General features: G+C 62.6%; 28 protein-coding genes. 7 read left to right on the top strand and 21 right to left on the bottom strand.

Going from position 1 to position 26637, the window contains the following annotated elements; translation table 11 throughout:
- Complete coding sequence (locus E8L22_RS03335; RefSeq protein WP_136523833.1) at window positions 1-1911, bottom strand: GspE/PulE family protein; 1911 nt, start codon at window positions 1909-1911, stop codon at window positions 1-3.
- Between the two features lie 246 nt (window positions 1912-2157).
- Between E8L22_RS03335 and E8L22_RS03330 the strand changes: the two genes are divergently transcribed.
- The 3 genes from E8L22_RS03330 (at window position 2158) to E8L22_RS03320 (ending at window position 4489) form a co-directional block, all read left to right on the top strand.
- Window positions 2158-2865 carry a Smr/MutS family protein gene (locus E8L22_RS03330; protein ID WP_136523832.1) on the top strand — a complete coding sequence of 236 codons (708 nt, stop codon included), beginning with the start codon at window positions 2158-2160 and terminating at the stop codon, window positions 2863-2865.
- A gap of 244 nt (window positions 2866-3109) precedes the next feature.
- Window positions 3110-4012: an ROK family protein gene (locus E8L22_RS03325; RefSeq protein WP_198420111.1), complete on the top strand. Its 903-nt coding sequence runs from the start codon at window positions 3110-3112 to the stop codon at window positions 4010-4012.
- A gap of 78 nt (window positions 4013-4090) precedes the next feature.
- Complete coding sequence (locus E8L22_RS03320) at window positions 4091-4489, top strand: FKBP-type peptidyl-prolyl cis-trans isomerase (protein ID WP_136523831.1); 399 nt, start codon at window positions 4091-4093, stop codon at window positions 4487-4489.
- A gap of 34 nt (window positions 4490-4523) precedes the next feature.
- On the opposite strand, the gene E8L22_RS03315 is transcribed toward E8L22_RS03320, so the two are convergent.
- Both E8L22_RS03315 and E8L22_RS03310 read right to left on the bottom strand, forming a co-directional pair.
- A complete protein-coding gene (locus E8L22_RS03315; protein WP_136523830.1) occupies window positions 4524-4724 on the bottom strand; it encodes a hypothetical protein in 201 nt (66 codons plus the stop codon).
- A gap of 10 nt (window positions 4725-4734) precedes the next feature.
- Entirely contained in the window at window positions 4735-5031 is a 297-nt protein-coding gene (locus E8L22_RS03310; RefSeq protein ID WP_129128141.1) for an MTH1187 family thiamine-binding protein, read from the bottom strand.
- Between the two features lie 212 nt (window positions 5032-5243).
- Between E8L22_RS03310 and E8L22_RS03305 the strand changes: the two genes are divergently transcribed.
- From E8L22_RS03305 to E8L22_RS03290, 4 genes are all read left to right on the top strand, one after another.
- On the top strand, window positions 5244-6179 hold the full coding sequence (locus E8L22_RS03305; protein ID WP_246044533.1) for an NmrA family NAD(P)-binding protein: 936 nt from the start codon (window positions 5244-5246) through the stop codon (window positions 6177-6179).
- Between the two features lie 99 nt (window positions 6180-6278).
- A complete protein-coding gene (locus tag E8L22_RS03300; protein WP_136523829.1) occupies window positions 6279-6671 on the top strand; it encodes a response regulator in 393 nt (130 codons plus the stop codon).
- Between the two features lie 17 nt (window positions 6672-6688).
- Complete coding sequence (locus tag E8L22_RS03295; protein WP_136523828.1) at window positions 6689-7405, top strand: PilZ domain-containing protein; 717 nt, start codon at window positions 6689-6691, stop codon at window positions 7403-7405.
- Window positions 7406-7447: 42 nt separating this feature from the next.
- Complete coding sequence (locus E8L22_RS03290; protein ID WP_136523827.1) at window positions 7448-8158, top strand: cytidylate kinase-like family protein; 711 nt, start codon at window positions 7448-7450, stop codon at window positions 8156-8158.
- Between the two features lie 33 nt (window positions 8159-8191).
- On the opposite strand, the gene E8L22_RS03285 is transcribed toward E8L22_RS03290, so the two are convergent.
- The 18 genes from E8L22_RS03285 to E8L22_RS03200 form a co-directional block, all read right to left on the bottom strand.
- On the bottom strand, window positions 8192-10360 hold the full coding sequence (locus E8L22_RS03285) for an alpha-amylase family protein (protein WP_136523826.1): 2169 nt from the start codon (window positions 10358-10360) through the stop codon (window positions 8192-8194).
- Between the two features lie 154 nt (window positions 10361-10514).
- Window positions 10515-10940: a MarR family winged helix-turn-helix transcriptional regulator gene (locus E8L22_RS03280; RefSeq protein ID WP_136515620.1), complete on the bottom strand. Its 426-nt coding sequence runs from the start codon at window positions 10938-10940 to the stop codon at window positions 10515-10517.
- 11 nt (window positions 10941-10951) lie between these two features.
- Window positions 10952-11245, bottom strand: a complete 294-nt coding sequence (locus E8L22_RS21675; RefSeq protein WP_136523825.1) for a hypothetical protein — start codon at window positions 11243-11245, stop codon at window positions 10952-10954.
- On the bottom strand, window positions 11232-12392 hold the full coding sequence (locus tag E8L22_RS03270; protein ID WP_246044532.1) for a sensor histidine kinase: 1161 nt from the start codon (window positions 12390-12392) through the stop codon (window positions 11232-11234). The genes E8L22_RS21675 and E8L22_RS03270 overlap by 14 nt, the downstream gene beginning before the upstream one ends.
- 178 nt (window positions 12393-12570) lie before the next feature.
- Window positions 12571-13320 (bottom strand): molybdate ABC transporter substrate-binding protein, encoded by a 750-nt coding sequence (modA, locus tag E8L22_RS03265; protein WP_136523823.1) that lies wholly within the window; start codon window positions 13318-13320, stop codon window positions 12571-12573.
- 205 nt (window positions 13321-13525) lie between these two features.
- On the bottom strand, window positions 13526-13861 hold the full coding sequence (locus E8L22_RS03260) for a c-type cytochrome (RefSeq protein WP_136523822.1): 336 nt from the start codon (window positions 13859-13861) through the stop codon (window positions 13526-13528).
- 5 nt (window positions 13862-13866) lie between these two features.
- Complete coding sequence (locus E8L22_RS03255; protein ID WP_281282911.1) at window positions 13867-14403, bottom strand: HyaD/HybD family hydrogenase maturation endopeptidase; 537 nt, start codon at window positions 14401-14403, stop codon at window positions 13867-13869.
- 3 nt (window positions 14404-14406) lie between these two features.
- Window positions 14407-15075: a Ni/Fe-hydrogenase, b-type cytochrome subunit gene (gene cybH, locus E8L22_RS03250; RefSeq protein ID WP_136523821.1), complete on the bottom strand. Its 669-nt coding sequence runs from the start codon at window positions 15073-15075 to the stop codon at window positions 14407-14409.
- A 15-nt stretch (window positions 15076-15090) separates the two neighbouring features.
- Window positions 15091-16788 carry a nickel-dependent hydrogenase large subunit gene (locus tag E8L22_RS03245; protein ID WP_136523820.1) on the bottom strand — a complete coding sequence of 566 codons (1698 nt, stop codon included), beginning with the start codon at window positions 16786-16788 and terminating at the stop codon, window positions 15091-15093.
- Window position 16789: 1 nt separating this feature from the next.
- Window positions 16790-17905, bottom strand: coding sequence for a hydrogenase small subunit (locus E8L22_RS03240; RefSeq protein ID WP_136523819.1), 1116 nt, complete (start codon window positions 17903-17905; stop codon window positions 16790-16792).
- Window positions 17906-18249: 344 nt separating this feature from the next.
- Window positions 18250-18888 (bottom strand): response regulator, encoded by a 639-nt coding sequence (locus E8L22_RS03235; RefSeq protein WP_136523818.1) that lies wholly within the window; start codon window positions 18886-18888, stop codon window positions 18250-18252.
- A 1-nt stretch (window position 18889) separates the two neighbouring features.
- Window positions 18890-20593 carry a sensor histidine kinase gene (locus tag E8L22_RS03230; RefSeq protein ID WP_136523817.1) on the bottom strand — a complete coding sequence of 568 codons (1704 nt, stop codon included), beginning with the start codon at window positions 20591-20593 and terminating at the stop codon, window positions 18890-18892.
- Window positions 20594-20812: 219 nt separating this feature from the next.
- Window positions 20813-21352, bottom strand: coding sequence for a C-GCAxxG-C-C family protein (locus E8L22_RS03225; RefSeq protein WP_162604693.1), 540 nt, complete (start codon window positions 21350-21352; stop codon window positions 20813-20815).
- Between the two features lie 114 nt (window positions 21353-21466).
- Complete coding sequence (locus tag E8L22_RS03220) at window positions 21467-22597, bottom strand: ABC transporter permease (protein WP_136523815.1); 1131 nt, start codon at window positions 22595-22597, stop codon at window positions 21467-21469.
- Between the two features lie 9 nt (window positions 22598-22606).
- Window positions 22607-23740 carry an ABC transporter permease gene (locus tag E8L22_RS03215; RefSeq protein WP_136523814.1) on the bottom strand — a complete coding sequence of 378 codons (1134 nt, stop codon included), beginning with the start codon at window positions 23738-23740 and terminating at the stop codon, window positions 22607-22609.
- Entirely contained in the window at window positions 23737-24693 is a 957-nt protein-coding gene (locus tag E8L22_RS03210; RefSeq protein WP_136515633.1) for an ABC transporter ATP-binding protein, read from the bottom strand. The genes E8L22_RS03215 and E8L22_RS03210 overlap by 4 nt, the downstream gene beginning before the upstream one ends.
- Window positions 24690-25634, bottom strand: coding sequence for an ABC transporter ATP-binding protein (locus E8L22_RS03205; RefSeq protein WP_136523813.1), 945 nt, complete (start codon window positions 25632-25634; stop codon window positions 24690-24692). Before E8L22_RS03205 ends, E8L22_RS03210 begins: the two co-directional genes overlap by 4 nt.
- 1 nt (window position 25635) lies before the next feature.
- Window positions 25636-26628 carry an HlyD family secretion protein gene (locus E8L22_RS03200; RefSeq protein ID WP_136523812.1) on the bottom strand — a complete coding sequence of 331 codons (993 nt, stop codon included), beginning with the start codon at window positions 26626-26628 and terminating at the stop codon, window positions 25636-25638.
- Between the last annotated feature and the right edge of the window lie 9 nt (window positions 26629-26637).

The following is a 26637-nucleotide window of genomic DNA, read 5'->3' as shown; positions in this document are numbered from 1 at the left end:
TCATTCCCCCAGAAGGCGCCTGATCTCGGCGATCGGGCGCGGTTTGCCGATCCTCGGCAGAAGTCGTACCGCGTCGTGCAGGGAGACCTCCCCCCGGGCCGCCTTGCAAAGCCCCGATTCGAGAAGCGTCACCATGCCGGTCGTCTCCGTGGAGATCTTCCTGATCTCGTAGGAGGTCTTCTTGCTGAGTATGGCGTCTTTCACCAGTTCGTTCAGAATCAGCATCTCGAAAACGCCGACCCGGCCGCGGTAACCGCTGTAGCGGCACTTGCTGCACCCCCGTCCCACCTTGAACTCGGCGCCGCGCAGATCGGCGTTGCTGTAGCCGATCCGGCGCAGCTCGGTGGGATTGGGGAGGTAGGGCTCGGCGCATTCCGGGCAGACCCGGCGCAGCAGGCGCTGGGCGAGGACGCAGACCACGGTGGAGGCGATCAGGAAGGCCTCGATCTCCATGTTCATCAGGCGCAAAAGGCCGCCTACGCTGTCCTCGGTGTGGAAGGTGGTGAGCACCTTGTGCCCGGTGAGCGCCGCCTGGATCGCGATCTCTGCGGAGAAGTTGTCGCGGATCTCGCCGAGCACGATGATGTCCGGGCCCTGGCGCACGATGTGGCGCAGCGTTTCCTCGAAGGTGACCCCGATCTTCTGGTTGATGGAGCATTGGGCGATCCCCTCGATGACGTACTCGACCGGCTCTTCGGCGGTAACGATGCTTGTGGAGAGCTCGTTCAAGTGCTGGACGCAGCTGTACAGGGTCGAGGTCTTGCCGCTGCCGGTGGGGCCGGTGACGATGAGGACGCCGCTCGGCGTATCGACGGCGTCATCGATGAAGCGCTCGAGCATGCGCGCCGGCATCCCGATCTCCTTGAGATCGAGTAGCTCCCCCTTCATGCTCAGAAGGCGGAGCACGATCTTCTCGCCGTGGATGGTGATGTAGAAGGAGACCCTCATGTCGAGGGTGGCGCCTGTCTTCGCGCTTTCATAACAGATCCTGCCGTCCTGGTGCCTCCTTCTCTCGGCGATGTCCGCCTCGGCCATAACCTTGATCCTGCTGCTTAAGGGAAGCGCAAGCTCCTTGGCGAAGTCCTTGTACAGGATCAGCATGCCGTCGCGCCGGAAACGGACCCGGAGCACCCCCCTCATCGGCTCGATGTGGATGTCGCTCGCCCCCTCCTTGAGCGCCTCCTCGAAGATGGAGTTGACGATGCCGGTTACGGTGTGTTCGTCGGTGGCGGTGCCGTCTCCCTGGATGATGCCGCGCTTCAACAGGGTAAAGGCGTCGCGGATGGCCTTCATGGTGCAAATGGCGAAGACGGTGTTCGGGCCGAACAGCTTCTCAGCGGTCTTTCTCCCTTCCATGTTCAAGGGATCGGCGATGGCGACCGTCACCCGCCCTCCTTCCTCTTTAACCGGAACGAAGTTGTGCTGTGAGAGCCAGTGCTGAGGCACCTTGGCGAGGAGCGAACGGTCGATGTCGGCGGCGTCAAGGTCGATGAAGGGAAAGCCGAGCTGGAAGGCGAGCGCCTCAGCCAGGGTGTACTCCTCGATGAAGCGTTGCTCCACCAGGATCTCTCCGAGCATCTTGCCGTTGTCGCCGTCGCGCTGGATGCCGAGAGCCGCCTGCAACTCGGCCGGTTTCAGGTAGCCGAGCTCCACCAGCAGGGCTCCAAGCTTCACCGAAACGATGTTGTTGCGCAGCGTCTCGCGCAGTTGTTCGCGGCTAAAAAAGCCGAGTTCGAGCAGCACGGCGATCAGCGTCCTCGGCGTGACGAGCTTCCCCTTCACCCGCTGTGCGTAGGAGAGCTGTTGCTCCGCAAGGTGCCCGGACTTGACCATCAGCGATGCTATTTCCAGGCCGGAATCGACCACACCGTCTTTTCGGGCCGTCTCGTTCTGATAGTTGCAGCTCTCCATGTATCTTCCCCCGCACAGGCGCGAGACCCAGCAGACCGCGGCCGTGGATACTCTTCGTTGACATCCGCCCAAAAACCTTGGTAGTATACCATGCCAATTGGAGGGGGCTAATATTTCCACCTCCTGAGTCGACGCAGGGATAATTCTTTGACATCAACAAAAACAGCAGCTTATGCTGGCGCAGTTCTTGACGGTTGCACCGGGTCGGACCGCAGGCAGAGCAGAAGAGAGGGAAGGGCCCCCTGCATGAAAAATAAAGAGAAGCAGATTCCGAAGCAGAAAGAGTTCAGTTCGTCCCCGTTCAAGGCGCTCAAAGGGGCCTCCCTCGACGTGCGCAGTGCCGCGGCGCCACCTCCCCCGAAGAAGGAGGAGCCAGCCGCCAAGATCGGGCAGGACCTCTCGGACGAGATGCTGTTTTTCGAGGCGGTGGCTGGCGTGAAGCGGCTTGCCGGGACGCCCGCCGCGGCGCCCGCCAAGGTGAAGGAGCATAAGGAGGCGAAGGTCCGGCGCGATGAGGAAGACCACCAGCTGTTCCTGAAGGCGTTGGACGCCTTGAAACTCGACGTCAGGTTTGAGGATCAGTTGCACGAGGATGACCCGGCGCCGCGTCCCGCTCCGGTGAACCGGATGCGCCAGGTGCGTCGCGGAGGTATCCGGCTCGATTTCCAGCTCGATCTGCACGGCCTGACCAGGGACGAGGCGCTCGAGAACCTGGAGCGTTTCGTCAAGGGGGCCTACAACCGCGGTCAGAAAGGTGTTCTCGTCATCACCGGTAAGGGGAACAACTCCTCCGGGGAGCCGGTGCTGAAGACGGCGGTGGCCAAGTGGCTCAGGGAAAACGGCAAGGGGATGGTTGCCGAATGCGTTCAGGCTCCCAACGACATGGGGGGGAGCGGGGCGATCGTGGTCTTTTTGAAGGAGAAAAAGGTGGAGCCGGAGGAGAGCGGGGAGTAGGGGCACGCGAAGCGGCGGGGCTCAGTTCTTCCTAGCTCACACCGCGCAGCATTCATTTAGTGGTTGATCTCACGGCCCCCGTCTCCGGGGGCTTTTTATTGTTTATTTCCAGCTTACGTGGATAAAATGGCACTCGGCCTCCCCCTCCCTTGACGGGCCTGCGCGCCGTAGCGCTTCGGCAACATCCCCACCCCTTACTCCCTCCCGCAAGGGGAGGGGGAGCAATGGGATTCAGGAGTAAGAAATGCATGTTATGGAGCTTTACCGTATCGGGATAGACCTGGGTGGGACCAAGATCGAAGGGGTGCTGCTCGATGCGCGGGATACCGTGCTCACGCGGGAGCGCCGCGCGACGCCGCTTGTCGAGGGGTACCAGGCGATCGTCGAATCGGTGGTGCGGCTTGTGCGCGACCTTGCCTCCCGCGTTCCGGCTGGTGCCGGCTGCACCGTCGGCATCGGCATACCCGGCTCGGTCGACGAAGTCTCCGGCCTCGTGCGCAACGCGAACTCGGTGTGCCTCATCGGGCGCCCCTTCCAGGCGGACCTGGAGCGGCTTCTGGAACGGAAGATCGCCGTTCGTAACGATGCGGACTGCTTCACCCTTGCCGAGTGCCGCAAGGGAGCGGGGGCGGGTTACGGTCTCGTGTTCGGCGTGATCATGGGGACCGGTTGCGGCGGAGGGATCTGCCTGGACGGTGTGGTGCGCGAGGGGCCGCACCGGATCAGCGGGGAGTGGGGGCACATATCGATAGACCCGGCCGGTGCCATGTGCTACTGCGGCAACCGTGGTTGCATCGAGACCAAGATCAGCGGCTCCGGTGTCGAGGCCGCCTACCTCACCCGCAACGGCGTGAGCCTCACCATGGAGGAGATCGTGGCGGGGGCGCGTAGGGGGGAGCCACGGGCCCTGGTGGCCTTCAACACCTTCCTCGACGACTTCGGCCGCAGCCTGGGCGGACTCATCTCCATCCTCGATCCGGACGCCGTGGTCCTGGGGGGCGGGCTATCCAATATTGATGAACTATACGATGCCGGCCTGGAAAGGGTGCGGCACTACGTATTCCACAACGACCTGCGCACGCCGATCCTGAGGCACCGGCTGGGCGACTCCGCCGGAGTTTTCGGGGCTGCCTGGATCGGTATCTGAGTCGGCACCGGTTGCGTTTGAAATTGTCAACGTTACTATATTCTGGTTTTCATAAGACCCCTTGAAAGGTGGTGCCCCATGGAAACCGGAACCGGCAAAACGGTGAACATCAGGTACAAGTGCAGGCTCGAGGACGGCAGGGTTTATCTGGTCGGCGAACGTAACACCCTGGAGTTCGTCGTGGGGGACGGGAGGGTGCCGCCCGCACTGGAGCAGGGGCTCTTGGGAATGGTACCCGGAGACCATCGCATCGTCCGGGTTTCCGCCGCCGAGGCCAACCTCTTTCCTTTCCCGATGGGCTCCCATTTTGCCTTCTCGACCGAACGCGCCCCCGGAGTCGGCTACGATTTCGGCCCCGGCGCGGGAGGTGACGTTTCCCTTTCTCTCCCTGGTCGCCCGCGCGAGTACCGCGAGCCCCTTCCCCCCGGTCACGACGTCTTCTTCGAGGTCGAAATCCTCTCGGTAGAGGACCGGTAACCAGCGACACCCACCGCCTCGTTACGCACTCCGGCTACGACTCCGGATTGGAAACCAACTCAACCTTCACGGCGACGTAGCCCTGGTTCTTCGGGGCGTAACCCGTGATCTGACCGCAGAAGGCACTGCAAAATTCGTTGCCGAACTCGGTGATACCCATTTTCCGGTAGTACGGCTCCTTGAGCATCCGATACACCCCGCCCAGAAACTTCCTGTATGAGTCGGTCTGTGCCACCATTCTTTTTCTACATCTTCTCCTTCACGCTCCTGATCTTGTCCTCCATAGTTTGTTCGCGGTCGGTGCGGGTGCCGAGCTTCACCGTGGTGGTGATGCGCGGGGCTCCCATGGCGTGGACGGTCTCGTGACAACGCTTGATGGCGGCGAATACTTCGTCCCATTCTCCCTCTATGTTGGTCCCGTAAGAGTGCAGCGCGGTCTTTAGTCCCGCATCGGCCAGAACCTTCTCACAAGCAGCGATGTAACTGGAAAGTGAGACGCCGACACCAAGGGGAACGATGCACAGATCAACCATGACTTTCATTGCTTGTTTCTCCTTTAGCTGGTTATTGGAACGCAGATGGAAGTTTCTCAGAGTCCGAACCGATATAATAATCCAAGGGTGGCAGGTTGTGAAACAGCAAAACTGCTGTGACGGCCCCCGCTTTAGCGTTTCATGGAGCTGTTGACAACGATTCATCTGCACCTAAACTGGTTCAGTTCAAACAAAAGGCAGGCGGTTGTCAGGAGGAACATGTGAGTGAGAGTGTGAATGCAAGTGCCAAGGTGCTGGTGACTGGTGCAACCGGTTTCATCGGCAGACGACTGGTTGCCGCCCTCGCCGCGGAAGGGATTCCGGTGCGCTGCCTGGTGCGCAGTTCCTCGACCGCCTTCCCCACGCAGGTCGAGGTGGCGCAGGGTGATCTCCTGGAGGCGAACTCACTGGTCGCCCCCTTGAGAGGCATCGAGACGGCCTACTATCTGGTGCATGCCATGGGAGGCGACCGGGCCGGGTTCGACGAACGCGACCGGCAGGCAGCCCAAAACTTCGTACGTGCCGCCGAGATGCAGGGGGTGAAGCGGGTCATTTATCTTGGGGGGCTGGGTGAGGAGAGCGATCAACTCTCGGAGCATTTGGCGAGTCGCCTCGAGGTCGCGAGGGTCCTGCAAAAGGGTAATTTCCAGACCACCTACCTGCGCGCCGCCGTCATCATCGGCGCCGGCGGGGCCTCCTTCGAGATGATCCGGTACCTGGTGGAACGTCTCCCGGTGATGGTGACCCCGCGCTGGGTCTCCACACGCTGCCAGTTCATCGCGGTACAGGACGTCATCGCCTACCTCGTCGGTTGTCTCAAGGACGAACGCACCGCCGGACAGACCTACGACATCGGCGGCCCCGAACTCCTGTCCTATCGGGAGATGATGGAGCGCTTCGCCGAGATCGAGAAGAGATTCATCAAGATATTCCCGGTCCCGTTTCTCACTCCCAAGCTTTCCTCCTACTGGGTCTGGCTCATAACCCCGGTCAAGCCCTCGATCTCCATGCCGCTCATCGAGGGACTCGGCAACGAGGTGATCTGCCACGACGACGCAATCAGGACGATTCTCCCCATTCCCCTCACCGGGTACGATGAGGCGGTACGCACCGCACTCGAGGAGGAGGCTGCATCAGAAAACCTCAAGGTTAATTAGCCTGGACCGATAAGAAAACTTGTCATACGCAGGGCGGCAGCGCCGAAAACACCCCTGCGCGGGGCGCCCGAGCGGCGGGTGTCGCGGACGAGGAGCCATATGAAGTGCTTGATCATCGAGGACAACGAGTTCCTGCGTGAGGGACTCACGATGTTTCTGAAGGATGTTGCCGAGATAGATGTCGCGGACAACGGCAGGCAAGGGGTGGATCTCTTCACGGGCGCCCTCAAGGAGGGACATCCCTTCGATCTCGTGCTGCTCGACATCATCATGCCTGAGATGGACGGGCAGCAGGCGTTGAGGCTGATGCGCCAGGCGGAAAAAGACGCTCAGCGCCAGGAGCAAAAGAGCGTCATCATTATGACCAGTTCCCTTAACTCCCCGGAAAACGTGCAGGAAGCGATGTGGGACGGCGATTGTACCGACTATCTCGTGAAGCCGGTCGGGCGGGCCGACCTCATGGGCATGCTCAAACGCCACGGATTGCTCTAGAGCGGGGACTACCTGACATGGACCCAAGCCATTACCGAGCCGCAGTCAAGAGTTCCATCGAGCAGGACCGCGTCGAGATCCTCACGCGCCTTCGCGACATGATAAAGTCCGGTGCCGGGACTCGGGTGAAGCTCGTGAACTATTACAAGGGACTCCCGATCAGCTATCCCGCCACCCTGGTGGAGCTCTGCGGCGAGGTGCTCGAACTGGATGTGCACCCGCAGCAGGCGGTCGCACTCGGCCATTCCGGGCGGACCTGCATCAAGTGCGGCAGTTTTTCGCAGTCGCTTCTGGCCGAAGTGAAGGACTCCGACGTGCGCCGCATGATGGCTTCGCTGCACAACTTCTGCTACATCGACGTGCTCGCCGAGCAGCGCACCTCGCTGAGACTCGAGCTCGATCCCCCTTGCGAAGCCGAGATAGCGGCGCCCGGAGGGACCTTGAAGGCAAAGGCCCTCGACGTCTCCCTCGGTGGCTTCTCCATCCTGAGCGAAGCGTCGAGCAACCTGACAAAGGGGGATGAGGTCGTCCTGAAGGTGATGATCCCGAACCCGTTGCACAACACCGTGACGCCGCTGCAGGTGAATGCCGCCGTGGTCGACTGCACCAAGGAGGAGGGGGGCGATCTCTGCAGGTTCTCCATCTACTCCGATGCGCATATCGAGGGGGTACTCTCCCGGTTCATCTTCCAGCGTCAGGTCGACCTGATCCGGGAACTTAAGGAGATGAGCTGACAAGGCGGGACACTGCAATGAAACAATGAAAGGAGCGGGACTATGCCGGACAACCTGTTTATCCCCTCGGTCGATCTGAGGATCGGCAGCCTCGAGGAGTACAACCGCAGGCAGAAGGACAAGGCGGCCAGAAGCCAGGCCAAGCCAAAGGCCCGCCCCTGCATCACCATCTCCCGCGAATACGGCTGTACCGGCTATCCAATGGCGGAACTGTTGCGTGAGATCCTCATGCAGCGGACCGGCGACGAATGGGTCATGATCGACAAGGCGGTTATCGAGGAGGTGGCCAGCCGCCACAACCTCTCACAGGAGATCCTCGAGACGCTGGGCGAAAACAGCCGCATGCTTTCCGAGATACTCGCCACCTTTTCGCCGCGCTGGAAAAGCAACTACGACTACTTTCTCCCCCTCTCGCAACACGTGGCAGCGCTGGCGGAGCAGGGAAACGTGCTGATTCTCGAACTGGGGGGCTCCATCATCACGAGGCACTTAGAGCATTCCTACCACTTCCGCATCTTCGCCTCGGAGCGATTCAAAATCTCCACCCTCGCCAGGCGCCTCAACATCGAAGAAGAGGAGGCGGAGAAACTCATGCACCGCCAGCAGAAGGTGCGTGACCGCTTCACCAGGGATTTTCTGAGCCAGGACGACCACGATCCCTTGCTCTACGACCTCATGTTCAACAACGACCGCTGCGCCCCGGAGCAGATCGCCTACACCATCGCGAATTTCGTGCTCGGCCAGCCTAGGTGACAGATGCCGCTCCTTTTGAGTGCGCGGAATGCCTCACGCCGGTTCCAGTTTCAGGTACTGCACCTCGTTCGGGAGGGTGAAGACGACTAAGATGCCGTCGTCGTAGAGGGCCTCGGCGCTGCGCGGCGCGCCCCACAGTTGCCGGTGCGGGTCGTCCGCCACCAGGTTGCGCACCTGGTAATTTCCTGAGAGCCTGATGGCGCGTGGGATGATGAAGGTCCCGGCGTTACCGTGATGGACGTTCAGATTCACGAAAACCAGCGTCACGGCGTCTGTTTCCACCTCGTCTTTCCAGCGCGCCACGGAAAATACCTCCTCGTGGAAGCCGCCTCCTGAGAGGTTCAGGAAGTAGCGCTTCGGCTCCCGCAGCTCCGCCGTCGTCTCCCGAGCCTTATTGATCCTCGAGTACATCCGTCCCACCGCCTCCCGTTCAGGGATCTCATCGCTCCACGCCCGGTACATATTCGCCCAGCTGTCCCTGAAGGGGAGCTTGTCGGCAAGCCCGAGCGGCTGCCCCATGAACACCATGGGACAGCCGTACATGGCGGCGGTCACTGCGTAGCGCGCCGCCATGGCCCACTTGTCCGCATTGCCTCCCTCGTCGTGGCTGGTTCCGTTGTGCATCACGAGCGCCTCACCGCCGAAGAGGGTGCTTTCCTGCTCGAGCGACGCGAAGAGGTCGCTCATCCGGACCTCCTCCTGCCGGTACAGGTGGTGGTCCTTGGTGGTGAGGACGTCGAACACCCGGTTCAGCCGGTACTGGATCACGTCCGGGTCGAGCACCTCGGCGAGGAAGATGAAGTCCCAGCGGGCCTTGCGGGTGCGGTTCACGATGTATTCCCAGAGCTGGTTGGGTAGCCCTTGCGCGAAATCGGCCCGGATGCCGGCCAGCTTCCCGCCGCTTTTCTCGATCCAGTAGGGAAGGATGTAGCCGAAGTACTGCCACAGTTTCTCGGTCTCGGCCTGCACCGCCAGGTCGGTGTAAAAGAGGTCGCTCTCGTCCTCCGCGTTTCCCTTCGGGTCGTAGTGCGACACCGGGTTCCCCCAGTAGTCGGCGGCGCGGCCGGGCTTGGGACCAAGAGCCGCGTAGTCTCCGAAGAACCAGTCGACGTTGGCATCGTCCCAGACATGCTCGTTCAGCCGGTCCGTGGGTGCCCACACCGCGCACTCGAAATCCGAGCCGGCAGGTTCCCGGTAGTAGGGGACGCTGTGCCCGTCGACGAAGGCGGTGCCGCGGGTGCACCAGGCAGGGTGGTGTTCCCTTATCCACTGCTCCTCATCCTGCATGGTGCAGAACCCGAGGTCCACGGCCCCCGCGCCGTAGATGACGTCGCGCCCCGCGTGGTTGAAGGCGAGATCTATGAAGACGTCCAAGTCGACGGCCTCTGCCTCATCGAAGAGCATCCGGAAGAGCTCAAGGGCCCGTGCTGGTGCCGCGTTGTCGGCGAGCCAGCGGTTGATGCTCCAGTAGTCGCGGGAAGAATAGGGGCTCCCGGGGTTGTCGTTGGAGGCCCATTGCCACCTAGCCCGGTCCCAGCGCCACTGCGTGTTCGGGAATACCGGCATGAGCCAGAGCGTGTTGAACCCGAGCTCGTTGTTGACGTAGGTGAGTTGGAAGGGGTTGAACCCGTCGAAGTCGTGGATGGAGAGGAAGTCGTCGAGCGTGCTGCGGTTCTCGTAGGAGCCGCCGGCGAGTGCCTCCACGGTGAGGGCGTTCGCCTCGTAAAGTCGCGACCTGGCCGCTTTGGCGGGGGAGACCACCACGGCGCAGTCGCGCTGCAGCCGGTCGTTGGGGCGGGGGGCGAAGTCGTTATGCCACCACCAGGTATCGGTGCCGGACATGCGGTAGCGTGCCGAGATGCGATACGCCCCGCACTTGGTGACGGGGACCTCTGTCGTGAAGACGAGGTTGTCGAAGGAGCGTCCAAGAAAGGACATGCGCAACGGCATCCAGTAGGAGGTGGGGCCGCCCGAGTCAGCGAGCGGCTCGTGGGTCTTCACGAAGTCGCGCCGGTTCAGGTTGGTGAAGAGCTCAACCTCGAACGCGTCGGGAGGCATCCCGGGACCGGCGATCTCGACCGTGATGCCGAGGCGCGTCGGGTTTTCCCCGGTCATGGTCTCGTCAAGCAGGAGCTTCACCGTTCCGTAGTTCCCACCGCGACCGTTCACCTTCAGATTGCCGATCCAGGGGCCGTATGCCATCGCTGCACCTCCCGCGCCGGCGGCCGGGCCGCCGCATTGTCCTTAAAAAAAACAAGTAAGAACGGTAGCGAAGTTTGGCGGGATGGCAACAGGTGAGAAAAGAAGGGGCGGCGATTTGTGGGGAGGGAGTGACGTAAGCGGGGCGGCTATAAAATTACGGGAGGTTGCCTCTCACCTTCCTGAGCAGGCGTATCAGTTCCTGCTGCTCTGTTTCGTCGAAACCGCGCCAGATCCTTTCGATGAGGTTACGCGACACCTCCTGGAATACCGGCTTGAGCGCCTGGCCCTTGGGGGAGAGTCTCACGAAGACGGTCCGCTGGTCCTGGGTGCTGCTCGCCTTCTCGACATAGCCGTTTGCGACCAATTTGCCGACCAGCGCGGTCACCGTCGACTTGTCGCGCCGCACCGCCTTGGCGAGGTCCTTCATGGTCACCTGCTCGTTGTTGAACAGGTGGTGCAGGATGGCGCCGTGCGACGGGGCGAGTCCTTCGATCCCCAGGCGCTTGAGTTCCTGGAGCAGGTGCCGGTTGATCCCGGCGCGGGTGTCGCTTATGAGTGCTGCGATGCTCTTGGTTTCCATGGGAGGGGAATCTAGTTTGACGGCAAACTAAAGTCAAGAAAAAAATCCCTCGCGGACCAGTCGGACCAGTCGGACCAGTCGGACCAGTCGGACCAGTCGGACCAGTCGGACCAGTCGGACCAGTCGGACCAGTCGGACCAGTCGGACCAGTCGGACCAGTCGGAAAGGGCGGAAAGGGCGGAAAGGGCGGAAAGGGCGGAAAGGGCGGAAAGGGCGGAAAGGGCGGAAAGGGCGGAAAGGGCGGAAAGGGCGGAAAGGGCGGGCGGCGGGCGGCGGGCGGCGGGAGAGCTGCTAGCTGCGCTCAAGAGGAAAGGGGATCACCATGTGGAAGGTGCTGCCGTGGTTCTTGCGGCTTTCGACCCAAATATGCCCCCCCATGAGATGAACCAGCTCGCTGCTGATGGAGAGACCGAGTCCGGTGCCGCCGTACTGCCTGGTGATGGTGGCATCCTCCTGGCTAAAGGGGGTGAAGATGCGCTCCATAGCCTCGGCGGCGATGCCGATGCCGGTGTCGGCGACGCTGATTTTCAGGCGTGCCACGCCTGCGGTTTGCTCATGGACCTGGACCGAGACGGTTATGCCGCCTGCGTTGGTGAACTTGATGGCGTTACCGAGGACGTTGATGAACACCTGTTTCACCCGCAACCGGTCTCCCATCAAGTCGTCTGGGACGTCGTCGTCGATTTCAGTCCTGAAGGCAAGCCCCTTCCTGTTGATGACCGGCATCTGGGTCCTCACCACTTCTGCGATGCTCTGCCTGAGGCTGAAACCGTGGCACTCCAACTCGATACTGCCGGCTTCCGCCTTCGAGAGGTCGAGGATGTCGTTGACGATGGTCAGCAGCCCCTGAGAGGAATCGAGGATGCCGTCCACGTATTCCTTCTGTTCCGGGGTGAGGTCGGTGAAGGCGAGAAGTTGCGACATCCCCATGATGCTGTTCATCGGGGTGCGGATCTCGTGGCTCATGTTGGCAAGAAAGTAGCTCTTCGCGCGGTTGGCCGCTTCGGCGTTTTCCCGTGCGGCGTTCAGGTCTCTCTCGGCCTTCTTCCGGTCCGTTATGTCGAAGCAGTAGCCGATGTACCCGTCGAAGTGGCCCTCACCGGAGAATACCGGACGGCCTATGTCGAAGATCCAGCGGTAATGGCCGTCGCGGCGCCGCAGCCGGTACTCGATCTCGAAAGGCTCCCGCTTTCGAAAAGCGCGGAGCCGCTCGCCGATGTAGCGCTCCCGGTCTTCGACGTGCACCCCCGCGATCCACCCCTCGCCCAGTTCCTGTTCCATCGCCCGGCCGGTGAAGGCGAGCCAGGCGCCGTTGAGCCAATCGCGCCGGTTCTCGCTGTCGGCGCGCCAGATCAGGGCAGGCGCCTGGTCTAGTATTTCGAGGTAGCGTTCGCCCGTGGCACTGCCTGGTGTGGCGTCTTTGAAAGATTCACTGGAAGTCGTACTAGCCATGGTTGACCTTTGCCGGTACCGCATGCTGCCATAGGAGAAAACATTACCAGGTTGGAGCGTTGCCATTATTATCAAATAATTTAATTCTCTGAAAGGAAATTGTTATAAAAGGGGCTAATAGTGCCCAAATCGCTGTCTCAGCAGCGTTTTGAAGGACCATCGGATCCTCGGATTGTGGTTAATCGACGGCGAAACCGTATCGGTTCAGTACCGACTTTGCTTCCCGTCCTCTTAGATAGTTTAAAAACTCGACAGCGTCCCTGTTCTTAGTGCCGTTTGTTGTGAGTGCCATAGGGTAAACGATGCGTGGGTAGAGTTGCTGCGGGACCGTGAAAAGGATCCTGGCGTGTTTTCCCAGCAGGGCATCGGTGCGGTAGACGAAGGCGCCGTCGACCTCGCCGCGTTCGGCGTACATCATGCTCTCCCTTACGTCCTTGGCGAGGATCAATTTCCCGTTGAGCTCCTTCCCTAGCCCGGCCTTTCTCATCGCCTCTTCGGCGTATTCCCCGGCGGGAACGCTTTTGGGGCTGCCGATGGCGATGCTACCGAGGGAAGGAAGGTCGTGCATGCCGGAGATCTTCCGCGTCGTGGCGCCGGCAAAGACAAGGGTATTCCGCGTGAAGGTGTCGATGGAGGCCGCGGCAACGAGTTTCTTCTCCTTCAGGTGGCTCATCCACTCCTCGTTGGCCGAGATGAAGATGTCCGCGGGCGCGCCGCTTTCGATCTGTTTTGCGAGTGTCCCGGACGCGGCGTAGTTCCTGGTGATCTTCGTTCCCGGGTGCTTTTGGACGAACTTCTCGGCGATCTCGTTCACCGCCTCCTTGAGGCTCGCCGCGGCGGAAACGTTTATCTCGCCTGCGATTGCGGGGAGCGCGAGCAGCACCAGGGTGAGGAGGCAGAACGATACGCGGATCAGCAGCTTTTTCATGATGGACTCCTTTCCTCGAGGGGATAGGCAATGGGGTACATGACCCGTGCCATGTCGGAGGGAAGGAGGATTGCTGTGCGATATCAGGAGGTTTACTGACGGGTGAGAAGCGGGTCGTGGCCGGGACGTGCGAGAAAAAAGGGCAATTGCCGCCGGCGAGGGCAGTTGCGCGGGGGCGGCTAGCGTGACGGATGAGTCTGTCCGATCAGCGGAAGGTGGCTAGGATGTAATCCGCGATGAGGCGCGCGTCGGCGTCCGGGATGGTCCTCTGGTCGAAACGGACCATCCCGGGGCCTGGGTTGCGCATCTTCTTAACGATGTCGGCGGGCGTCGTGATGCCGTGGTCGGCGAGAACGCCTGCGTGCAGGGTCTTCTTCGGATTGATGACGTTGCCGCCATCCGGGTGGCAGGGGGCGCAGCGCTCCTTGAAAAACTGCCTACCCCTCTCCGTTACCACGGGGGGGGACCCGCCCCGTGGGGTGTCGGTGCAGCCGCTCATAAGGGCGGCGAGGATGATGAGCGTGACGGCGCGGCGGGGCATCGCGGCTAGTCCCTGCAGACGTTGACGGTACGCGAGACCGGGCGGCACTCGACGCCGAACGCGGTGAGCTCCTTGAGCACGGCCCCCTTCATGGTCTCCACCTGTAAGGACACCTCGTGGGTGAGGTCGGTTCCCATCTGGATGCTTCCAGGCTGCACGCCGATCAGCACCATCTCACCCGGCGCCTGACCCATGAGCCTCGCTACGGACAGGAGGTCTTTCAACCCCATCTGGTGCGGCGAAACCTTGGTCTCCAGGGCTATCGGAAGCTCCTCTCCGGCAAGGCGCACGCAGGTGCCGGGTTCCTTTCCGGTCTCCACCGCATCGACCATGATGAGGTGGCTGCGCCCCTCGAGCACCGGGAGGAGGTCGAGCCCGAGCGTCCCGCCGTCGACGATCTCGACGCTCTTCGGGAAGCGGTACTCGCGCTGCAACTGTTGCACGACCCGTATTCCCACGCCGTCGTCCCCCATCACCAGGTTACCTACGCCGAGCACCAGGAACTTCGGCGCCGGTTGCTGTTTAATCGAGTTTGCTTTCACCCGTTATTCTCCTTTTTGTTTGACCGTGAACTTGTAGCCGCTGAACATGCTGGAAATCTCGCCTCCATGCTCCTTTATGTCCATGAGCCAAGCGCTGTAGATGTGGTTGACGACGAAGCCGAAGATGAGCCACATGCCCATGTGGTGGGCAAGGCGCATCCCCTGCAGGCTGAAAAGCGAGTACATGAAGCCCAGCGACTTGAACATGATGCCGCCGGGGGTGTGGGCGGCGTACATGGCGAAGCCGGTGAGGATCATGGTGAGGTAGATCAGGAAGAGCACGAAGTACGCGGTGGTGGCGAGCGGGTTGTGCCCGACCGTTTCGGGGACCTCGTGGGAGCGGAGCAGGTAGTAGTTCAGCATCTTTTTGAGCTTTTCCCTTCCCTTCGCGCTGAACATCGGGAAGAAGGCGCGCCAACTCGCGTGCTCGTTGCCGATGAAGGCCCAGACGACGCGCGAGGCGACGCTCACCGTGAAGGCGTAGGCCGCGACGAAGTGCACGAAGCGGATCCACCCCATGGCGTAATCAGAAGGCGAGCTTCCGAGCGAAACAGGATGGCCGATCAGGAAGCCGGTCCCGGAGAGAACCACGATGGCGAGCACGTTGATCCAGTGAAACCAGCGCAGCGGCAGTTCCCAGACGTACTGCTTGAACTTGCAACGGTCCGACATGGCCCACCTCCTTGTCTAGGAAGCCTTCACGCGCACCATCTCCCGCCCGGTCGCGTCGAGGACGTGCACCGCGCAGGCGAGGCAAGGATCGAAGGAGTGGATGGTGCGCAGGATCTCGAGCGGCTTTTCCGGGTCGGCGACCGGCGTCCCAAGAAGCGCTGCCTCGTAGGGACCCGCCTGTCCCTTCGCGTCGCGCGGCGACGCGTTCCAGGTGGAGGGGACCACGGCCTGGTAGTTGAGGATCTTCTGGTCCTTGATCTTGATCCAGTGCCCGAGCCCGCCGCGCGGCGCCTCGTGCCAGCCGTAGCCGTGCGCCTCGGCGGGCCAGGTGGCGGGGTCCCACTTCTCGTTCGAGTGGATTCTGAGGTCCCCCTTGGCGATGTTGCCGATCAGCTCGTCGAGCCATTTGGGCGCCTGGCGCGCGATGACCAGACAGTCGACGCCGCGGGCGCCGGTGCGGCCGAGAGTGGAGAAGAGTGCCTCGGGGGGAACGTTCAGTTTCCCGAGTACCAGGTCCACCGCACCCTTGGTCTCCTTGTGCCCTGAGGCGTAGGCGACCAGCACGCGGGCGAGCGGCCCCACCTCCATCGGTTTCTCCTCGTAGCGCGGCGCCTTGACCCAGGAGTACTTCTTGTCCGTGTCGAGGTACTGGTAGGGAGGATTGGGGCCGGTGTAGTTCGGTTCGGTGGAGCCCTCATAGGGGTGCAGCCCCTTTCCGTCGCTCCCGGCGTCCTGGTACCAGGAATGCTCCACGTGCTCGGTGATCTTCTTCTGGTCGAGCGCCACCACCTTCGAGAGGTCCCGGTTCAGGATCGCCCCACCGGGAAGCCAGTTGTTGCCAGCCGCATCAGGGAACTCGGGGTAGCACATGTAGTTGCCGACCCCGGCACCGATGCCTGCCCACTCCTTGTAGAAAGAGGCGATGGCGAGAAGATCCGGGATGTAGACCTTTTCGACGAACTCCTGGGCTTTGGCGAGCAGGCGCTTTACCTCGATCAGCTTGTCCGCGTTCAGCGCGTTCTGCGAGTCCGGGTCGATCGGGATGGACATCCCCCCGACGAGGAAGGTCTGCGGGTGCGGGTTCTTGCTCCCGAGGATCGCGTGGATCTTGATGATATCTTTTTGCCACTCGAGCGCCTCGAGGTAGTGGGCCGTTGCCATCAGGTTCGCCTCGGGGGGGAGCTTGTAGGCGGGGTGCCCCCAGTAGGCGTTGGCGAAGGGGCCGAGGCGACCGGAGGCGACAAACGCCTTCAGCTTCTCCTGCACCGCCTTGAAGTGGGTGGCCGAGTTGTTGGGCCATTCCGAGAGCGATGCGGCGAGCTGGGCGGTCTTCACCGGGTCGGCCTTCAGCGCCGAGGTTATGTCCACCCAGTCGAGCGCGTGCAGGTGGTAGAAGTGGATCACGTGATCCTGGGTGTTCTGGATGGCGATGATGATGTTCCGGATCAGCTGCGCGTTTGGGGGGACCGGGATCTTCAAAGCGTCCTCGACGGCGCGGATCGATGCGATCGAGTGCACCGTGGTGCAGACGCCGCAGAAGCGCTGGGTCCAGTACCAGGCGTCGCGCGGGTCGCGATCCTTAAGGATCTTCTCGATGCCGCGGAACATGGTGCCGGAGACCCAGGCGTTGCTGATCTTGCCGCCGGAGACCTCCGCCTCGACGCGCAGGTGCCCTTCAATTCTGGTGATCGGGTCGACAACGATCTTGGTCATCTCAATCCTCCTTGGTGTCTTCGCCCGGTTCCTTGTCCTTTCTCATCGCGTTGAGCGCTCCGTGCACCACGAAGGCGCCCGCGGCCCCGGCGGCAAGCCCGAGGCCGATGGCGTCCGCGGTGTGCTCGATGCCGAAGCCCGGCACGTTCGGGAGCCTGCCATACATGGGGGACATCACGTCCCAGAACTGCGGCTCCGCGCAGCCGACGCAGGGGTGACCCGAGCCGATGGGCCAAGCGGTCTTCTCGTTGTAGCGTTGGGTGGGGCAGTTGTGGAAGGTCGCCGGTCCCTTGCAACCCATCTTGTAGAGGCAGTAACCCCTGCGGTGCCCGTCGTCCCCCCATGCCTCTACGTACTGGCCGGCGTCGAAGTGCGGGCGTCTCTCGCAGTTGTCGTGGATGCGCTTGCCGTAGGCGAAGAGGGGGCGACCGTGGCCGTCGAGCGCGGGGATCTTGTTGAAGACGAGGTAGTGGACGATGGTGGCGGTGAGGTTGTCCGCGTTGCAGGGGCATCCGGGGAGGTTGATCACGGTGGCGCCGGGAACAGCCTCCTTGACGCCGACTGCGCCGGTGGGGTTAGGGGCCGCCGCCGGAATGCCGCCGTATGAGGCGCAGGTGCCGATGGCGATGGTAGCCGCGGCGTTGCCGCACACCTCCCGGGCGCGCGCGAGGTTTGATTTTCCACCGACGCAGCCGTAGACCCCGCCGTCCTTCATCGGGATGGACCCCTCGATGACCGCGATGTATTTGCCCTTGTGCTCGGTGATCGCCTTGTCGAGGGCCGCCTCCGCCTGGTGCCCGGCGGCGGCCATGATGGTCTCGTGGTAGTCGACCGAGAGGATGTCGAGGACGATCTCGCCGACGGTCGGGTTTGCCGCCCGCAAAAGCGCCTCGCTGTCGCCGGTACATCCCTGGAACTCGAGCCATACCAGGGTGGGGCGCTTCACTTCATCAAGGGCACGCGCCACCGAGGGGGCGAAGGAAGGGGGGAGTGCCAGCGCGGCGGTCATCGTGGAGCAGAACTTCAGGAAGTCGCGCCGGGAAACGCCGCGTTCCTTCAGTATCCTGCTGATGGAGAATTCAGTGTCGTCTCTTCCCTCTGTTCTCGTCTTGCTCATCCCGGCCTCCCTTTTGCTCACGGCGCAACGATGGACTCTTTGGGGCGCGAACCCGAACTGACTGAATTATGATTGTAGTAGAAAGATGTTTTATTGCAAGAGGGGAATGTGCGGCCTATGAGAAAAAAATTCCCATAGCTATGGGAGGTTGACAGTAAAACGGGAATTGTGACAGTGGATATGTAGTCCACCCCCTCAGAATGGTTGCGACCTGCGAGGTCTTTACCTTTGAGAAGAGGGGGCGGTTTAAAGTCCCCCTTTGCGAAGGGGGATTTAGGGGGATTTCAGCGCGGGGTGGCAGAGGCAAATGCGCCTGACAGCAACGAGAATGGCCGTGACAGCTGCTAAACCAGTCCCTTTTCCTGTGCGTAGCGCAGAAGTGCCACGCGCCCGTCGACGTTGACCTTCTGGTAGATGTTGTGCAGGTGGACCTTCACCGTCCCCTCGCTTATGCAGAGCTGGCCGGCGATCTCCTTGTTGCGCAGCCCCCCCGCCACCATGCGCACCAGCTCGATCTCCCGCTGGGTGAGCAGGGCTGCCATCTCGCGCGCCCCCGCCTCGCGCTTCAAAAGCTTCTCCAGGGCCTGCTTGGTCGAGCGCCTCTCCAGCCACTGCTCCCCGTTGTGAACCTTGCGGATGCACTGTACCAGGAACTGCGGCGCCATCTCCTTCAGCACCACCCCCTGGATGCCGAGCATGACGGCGTCGAGCATGTCCTCGTCCTCGAGGGCGGCGGTCAAGAGCACGAGTCGTGCGCCGAGCTTCTCCTCGTTCACCTTGCGGGCCACCTCGATGCCGGTGAGACCAGGCATCCGTATGTCCAGTACCGCGACGTCGGGGCGCTCGCGCCGGATCGCCTCCAGGGCAGCGGCGCCGTCGGTGCAGCTTTCCAGCACCTCGAAGTCCGGCTCGAAATTGAAGAGGCTCGTCAGCCCGTTCAGGATCAGGGGGTGGTCGTCGGCAAGCACCAGTCGTATGGCCATGTCATGCTCCTTGTTCCACAAGGGGAAGGGTGATGTCGATGCGGGTGCCGCGGTCGCTCGAGTCGATGGTGAGTTCGCCGTTCAGGGCGTCGATCCGCTCCCTGAGCATCACCGGCCCGCGCTTCATGTCGCTTAGCTGGTCCTGGTCATAGCGCCCGTGGAAGGAGAAGCCGTGTCCGTCGTCAGTGACCGTGATCAGGACCCATTGGGCGTTGAAGGCGAGGTTGACCTTGAGGGTCGCCGCGCCGGCGTGGCGTACCGCGTTGATGACGGCTTCGTGAATGACGAAATAGATCTCCCTGGCGATGCCCCGCTCAAGCGGCGGCTGAGGCGTGCTGCAGTTGATCGAACAGGTGATTTCCCACTGCCGCCGGACGCGGGCAGAGAGGTCTTCCAGGCGCTTCATCAGGCCGAATTCCTCGGGCGTGCGGCGCGAGAAGAAGCGCTTCAGCGCGTTGATCTGGTTCCTTAGGTCGCGCTGCTCGGAGGCGAGCAGGTGCTGGACCTGCTGGATGCTCTCCCGCGCGGCCGTGTCGTGCTTGATGAGGCGGGCGGCTGTTTCCAGCTGCAGGCTGGCCCCTGCCAGCGACTGCAGCAGGCCGTCGTGCAGGTCATGGGCGAGGCGCAGGCGTTCTTCGTCGGCGGCGGCCTGTTGTAGCTGTTTCAGCAGCAGTCCATGGGAAAGCCGCGCCGCGACCTCTCGGGCCACGATACCCCCCAGTACCAGGTCGTCCGGGGTCGGGTGTCTCTTGTCCAGGGCGACGAGGTACCCGGAGATCTTGTCGCCGGCGATCCGGGAAACCACGGCGGAGGTGATCTCGAAATGTCTCGCGAACTCAGCATCGAAGGGAACTCCTTGCCACTGCTGCAGTCCGCCGGCGCTGTTGTAGACCACCTGCGCCTGTGCCTCTCCCGTGCGGCGGCAGAAAAAGCATGCCTCGGCAAGTTCCTCCGCGACGATGTTGCCGAAGGTTCCCGGCTCCTCCCGGTCGTAGCGCGATCCTTCCGCAGACCAGGTCAGAACATGCAGCCAGGGCTCCTCCGCCTCTTCCCAGCAGAGCACCACGCGCGGCGCATGCAGGATGGCGGCTGCGTGACCGAGCATCCCCGCTCCGTCGGGCCCCGGCTCCTCCGGCAGCGCCGCCCCGGGCCACTGCGACAGCATGTAAAGGACCTCGCGCATCGACTCCTCGTAGGCGCCTAGGTAACCGAGCAAACCTGCGACAACGGCGAGATAAGCGATGCGGATGATGAAGCGGTTCAGCTCGAAGCTCTGCTGCAGGAGAAGGTTGGACGGGTACCATGCGAGCAGCAAGGTGACGGCCATGGCGGTGACCGCGGTCCAGAGCGTGCCGCGCCACTGCCAGCGAAAGGTGGCGCAGACGAGTACGAAGATGAAATAGACGAAGAACGGGCTGTTGGGCCCGGTGGTGAGGAACATGAGGCCTGCGAAGACAAGGAGGTCGATGCCGTGCGTTACGAGGTGCAGCGTCTTCCAGCCGAACCCCCTGCGCTGGATGACGAACCCGATGATGATCGAATAAAGGAGGTAGCCTGCGAGGATGCCGTAGGTGAATCGCGCGAAGCGGGAGGGTTCTGAAGGGTCGAGCCACACGGCGAGGAGAAAGAATGCCGCCAGGATGACGCGCCCACTGGCGATCAGGTATTCCGCCCGGGTTTTCGAGTGGTATCTCTGCTGCGGCATCGACGTATCTCCGGCCCGAAAGGAAACGTCCTGCTGAAGGTAGGAATTCTTCACGCAGGCTCGTCAGATTAATTCCGGCGCCGCATTCTATACATGCCGTTTACGTTACGTCAATGATTTAGCGATGATGTGGGTGGGGTGGGGTCGATAATCCCCAGCGGGAACCTTGCGCCGCGGATTATCGACCACGAATTGGACTTCATATGGACCGACGCGTAGCTAGATCATCTTCTCAAGGATCTCTCCGGCGCTCTTCACGTAGTTGGGGCAGCGCGTCTTGAAAAGCCCCTTCCGTTTTGCTTCCTTCATCCCGTCCTTCGCCGCCATGTTCACGCCGAGAAGCTGCGAGCATCCAAGCTCGCCGTGCCGCGCCTTGAATTCCTTGTTGAACGCCTCGACCTTTGGAAAGACCTTCCACTCCTGCGGGCCGTGGGCGAGCCCCAGCACCATGTAGGCGGCGGTCACCGCACCGCACTCGTGACCGGTGGTCATGCCGCCGGCGAAGCCGGTGGCGAGACGGCAGGCGAGTTCGGGCTTGATGCCGTAGGCGGGGGCGTAGTTTTCGAGAATCGCTTGCGAGCAGTTCGTCGACTTCAGAAAGTGCTTCCGCGCCGCCTCCGGGCGGTCGGCCACCTGCGCCGCCTCCGCGGAGGCCTCGACGTTCAGTGTCCCCTGCGCGGCAAGGCACACCCCCAGACATAGCGATCCCTTCAGCATGGCGCGCCTGCTGATCGGTGCGTTAACTTCTTCCTTTTTCATGACAACCCTCCGGAGTACAGGGAGGCCGTTACGCCACCCGTGCGAATAAATTAATAGTAGCAATATCATAATATTTGCATGAAAGAAAGATTAAGTGCGTTGTGCGGGGCAGGGCTACTCGAGGGATTTCTGGAAGCGCAGCACGCTCACGGTCAGCATGACAAGTGCGATTGCGGCCATGGCCGCCATCTGGGGCCAGAGAAGGCCGAAGCCGCCACCTTTCAGGTAGACGCTTCTTAGCACCACCTCGTAGTAGCGCAGCGGGTTCAGGTAGGTGAGGTGCTGCAGGATCTCGGGCATGCTGCTGATGGGGGAGCCGAAACCGGAGAAGATGACCGCGGGCATGATGAAGAAGAAGCTCGTCACCATGGCCTGCTGCTGGGTCGCGGAGACGGTGGAGATGAAAAGCCCCACCCCCAGCATGCAGAGGATGAAGAAGACGGTCCCGGCGCCGAGGACGAGAAAGCTCCCGTTCAGCGGCACGTGGAACCAGAGCGTTCCGGCGGCGCTGATGAGCGCGGTGTCCAAAAGGCCGATCAGGAAGAAGGGGATGGTTTTTCCGAGGATGAATTCGACGCGCCGGATCGGTGTCACCATGATCTGCTCCAGGGTGCCGATCTCCCGCTCGCGCACCACGGCGAACGCGGTCAGCGTCACCACGATCACGAGGACGAGGTTGCCGATGACGCCGGGGACGAAGAACCACTGGCTGGACATGTCCGGGTTGTACCAGGGGCGTCTTTCCACGACGATCTCCGGGAGCCCCCCGGCCACTGCTGGCGCCTGCCTTGCAAGCGTTTTGAGCCGGTACTCCCGGGCGAACCCCTGGGCCACCTGGTTCACGTAGCCAAGCCCCACGAGCGCGGTGTTGGAGTTGCTCGCGTCGACGACCACCTGGAGATGGGCGGTCTCCCCTTTGCCTAAGTCGCGGGCGAAGCCGGAATTGATCTGGAGCGCCATGATCGCCTCGTCCCGGTCGATGAGCTCGGGGATTTCGCGCCGGTCCGAGAGGTGCCGCACCTCGAAGTAGCGGCTTGCCTGGAAGCGTGAGACGAGGTCGCGGCTCACCTGGCTGTTGTCGTAATCGACGATGGCGACCGGGACGTGCTTGATCTCGAGCGTGGCGGCATAGCCGAAGACGAGCGTCTGGATGACCGGCGGCGCGAAGAGGAAGAACCTCGCCCTCTTGTCGCGGATCACGTGCAGGAATTCCTTTATGAGCATCTGGCGCAGGCGGCCGAGCATGATTTCCCCCTAGGTCAGCTTCTTGCGGAAGATGCGCGTCGCCGCAAGCCCCAAAATGGCGGCGAAGAGCGCAAGCCCGAAAAAGTCCTGCCACATGTTGAAGACCGACGACCCCTTCAAAAAGACGTTGCGCAGGATGGCCATGTAGTAGCGGGCCGGCACGATGTGGGTGATCCCCTGCACCACCGCCGGCATCTGGTCGATGGGATAGACGAACCCGGAGAGGAGAAAGGCGGGCAGGAAGGTGGCGATGAGCGAGATCTGGCTTGCCGCGAGCTGGGTCTTCGCAACCACGGAGAAGAAGTAGCCAAGCGACAGCACCACGGTGAGAAAGAGGGTGGTGCTCAGCAAAAAGACCCAGATGTGCCCGCGGAAGGGGACCTCGAACCACCACACCGCCATGATCGCGCAGACGCTGGTGTCGATGAGGCCGATGGCGACGTAGGGGAGGAGCTTGCCGAGCATGATCTCCAAGGGGGTCACCGGCGTGGAGATGAGCTGCTCCATGGTGCCTCGCTCCCACTCGCGCGCGACGGTGAGCGAGGTGAGAAAAGTCCCCACCACCGCCATGACCATGGCGACCACCCCGGGGACGATGGTCACCATGCTCTCCAGGTTCTCGTTGAACCAGGTCCGGGAGTCGACGCTCAAGGGGGGGCGCACGCTTCCCTGACCGCGGGCGCGCAGCCAATCGAGCTGTAGCTTTTGTGAGTGCGCCTGCGCCACCGCCTCGGTGTAGCTCATGCCGAGGCTTGCGCTGTTGCTGTCGGTGCCGTCGAAGATCGCCTGGATGCTGACTCGCTCTCCGGAGCTGAGCTTCGCGGAGAAGTCCGGCGGGATCACGATGCCGATCTGGCAGGTCCCGGCGTCGACGGCATGCACCAGTTCCGGGTAGTTGCCGACCGAGCGCACCACGTTGAAGTAGCGGGAAGACTGAAAGCGCTTCAGGAAGTCCCGGGAGGCTTGGCTCTGCTCCTGGTCGTAGACGTAGACCGGTATGTGCTTCGTGTCGAAGCTGACGCCGTAGCCGAAGGCGAAGAGCATCACGATGGGCATCGCGATGACGATGCCGATGCTGCGGGCGTCGCGCCGGATCTGGATCATCTCCTTGCGCGCCATGGCGCACAGCCGGTTCCAGTTCATGCCTGCTCCTTTTCCCTGCGCCCTTTCAAGCTCGTGAGCGAGACGAAGACGTCCTCGAGGGTCGGGCGGATCTGCTCGATGCGGGAGACGGTGATGCCGCGTTCCCCGAGATAATTCCGCACCTCCGGGATGGCCCGCTCGGCATCGGGCACAACGAGGTGAAGCGCATGGCCGAAGATGGCGGCGTCGGTGACCCCCGGCGCCTCCTGAAGCGCTTCGAGCGCTTTCCCAACCTGGTCGCATTCGACGAGGAGCAACTCCCCCTCCATGCTCTTGAGTTTAAGCTCCAGCGGCGAGCCGGAGGCGACGATCCTGCCGCGGTCGATGAGCACGAGCCGGTTGCAGTACTCCGCCTCGTCCATGTAGTGCGTGGTCACGAAGACGGTAACCCCTTCGTCCGCCATGCGGTGGATCAGCTCCCAGAAGAGCCGGCGCGAAATGGGATCGACGCCGGAGGTCGGCTCGTCGAGAAAGACGATGGGGGGGCGGTGTAGCACCGCGCAGCCAAGGGCCAGGCGCTGCTTCCACCCGGCGGCGAGCGTCCCGGTGAGGAGGTGCTCCCGGCCGGTGAGTCCGGCCATGTCGATGGCCCAGGCAATACGCTCGGCCGCGTCGGCCTGGTTGACGCCGTACATCCCCGCGAAGAAGCGGAGGTTCTCGATTACCTTCAGGTCGTTGTATAGGGAGAACTTCTGCGACATGTAGCCGATATTCTGGCGCACCCGTTCCGGTTCGCGCGCGACGTCGACCCCGGCGACCAGCGCTTTGCCCGAGGTGGGGTGCAGAAGGCCGCAGAGTATCCTGATGGTGGTGGATTTCCCGGCGCCGTTGGGACCGAGAAAACCGAAGATCTCGCCGCGCGAGGCCTCGAAGGAGATGTTGTCGACCGCGGTGAAGTCGCCGAAGCGTTTCACGAGGTCCTGCACCACGACCGCCTGGGGCTGACCGTTCATGGCTTCTCCCCCTTGCTCTTTTGCACCGCCTCCACGAAAAGGTCCTCGATGCTGGGCGCGACCTTCTCGACGGAGTCGACTTTGAGCCCCGCCGCGGCGATGCGGGAACGCAGTTCCGGGATCAGGCGCTCGGGTTCCCTGACGACCAGGTGCAGCCCGTCCCCGACGATCATCATGGTCGAGATCCCTTCCATGCCGGAGATGAGCTCCTTCACCGGGCGCGGTTCGGCGCAGACGATGGAGACCACGGCGCCGTCGAGGTTCCCTTTCAGATTCTCGGGCGTGTCGCAAAAGAGCATGCGCCCCTCGTGCAAGAGCGCCACGCGGTGGCAGCGCTCCGCTTCGTCCAGGTAGGCGGTGCTGGTGAGGATGGTGACCCCCTGGTCGAGGAGCGTGTAGAGGATGCGCCAGAAGTCGCGGCGCGACACCGGGTCGACCCCGTTGGTCGGCTCATCGAGGAGGATCACTTCCGGGGTGTGGATGAGGGCGCAGACGAGACCCAGTTTCTGCTTCATGCCGCCGGAGAGTTTCCCTGCGAGCCGCGAGCGGAACTCCGCCATCCCCGCCGCCTGCAACAGTTCCGCCGCGCGCGTCTCCCTCTCGGAGCGTGGCACGCCGAAGAGGTCGGCGTAGAAGCGGATGTTCTCGTCCACGGTGAGTTCCTCGTAAAGCCCGAAACGCTGCGGCATGTAGCTTATATGCTGCTTGGCCCCCTCCGGGTCGCGCGTCATGTCGTAGCCCGCCACGCGGGCGCTCCCCGCGTCCGGGGCGAGGACGCCTGCCAGCATGCGCATGGTGGTCGTCTTGCCGGCGCCGTCCGGACCGACGAGACCGAAGATCTCGCCGCGCGCGACCTTGAAGCTGAGCCCGTCCACGGCGCGCACGTCGGGAAAGGACTTGGTGAGCCCGTCGAGCTCTATGGTGAAATCGTCGGCGCTCATGTCACTTGGCCGCCACGTCTAAGAGCGCGTCCGCCGGCATGCCCGGCTTCAGCTCGTGCGCCTGGTTTTCCAGATCGATCTTGATGCGGTACACGAGGGTGACCCGCTCCTTGTGCGTCTCGACGCTCTTCGGGGTGAACTCAGCCTGTGATGAGATGAAGGAGACGCGCCCCTTGTAGCTCTTGCCGGGGTAGGTGTCCGTTTTCACCGTGGCGACCTGTCCGAGTTTGACCCGCCCGAGGTCGGTCTCGCTCAGGTACCCGCGCAGCCAGAGGTGGTCGAGATCGGCGATGGTGACCACCGGCGTGCCGGCAGATACCACCTCGCCAAGTTCCGCGTGCCGCACCAGCACGACGCCGGTGATGGGGGCCTTGAGCGTCGCGTAGCCGAGCTTGATGCGCGACATCTCGAGCGCCTGCTCGGCCGTGCGGACCCCGGCCCGGTTGATGTCGACCTGTTCCCTGCGCACCCCTTCCTTGACCTGGTCGTAGTTCTGCTTCGCCCGCTCAAGCGCGGCGCTGCTTCGCTTCAGCGCGGCCGCCGCGGTGTCCCTTACCTGGGCCGAAACCTCGTCCTTCTCGTAGAGCGCCTGGTAGCGCGCGAGGTCGTGCTTTTTCAGCTCAAAGTCCGCCTGGGCGTCGAGCACCGACTGGTGGGCCGCCTGCTTCTCCTGGGGACGGCTCCCTGCCGTGGCAAGCCCCAGCTCGGCGCGCCGGGTGCCGAGGTTCGCCTCGTCGATGCGCAACTGCTGCTGGTAGTCCCCCTGGTCCAGCCTGGCGATGATCTCCCCGGCCCGGACCAGTTGCCCCTCCTCCACGGGGAGCTCGGCCACGCGCCCCGGCACCTTGAAGCCGACCACGCTCTCGTGCGCCTCGATGTTGCCGGAAAGGGTGATGGTGTTGGCGTCCGCCCGGTTCCGGTTGCGGCTGACGAAAAAGACTGCCGCGGCGACGGCCGCTGCCAGAATGACGATCGGGATCAGTTTTCGTTTCATCGGTTCATG

The sequence above is a fragment of the Geomonas ferrireducens genome (genome assembly GCF_004917065.1).
Lineage (GTDB): Bacteria > Desulfobacterota > Desulfuromonadia > Geobacterales > Geobacteraceae > Geomonas > Geomonas ferrireducens.
This window is presented reverse-complemented; position numbering and strand designations above follow the sequence as displayed.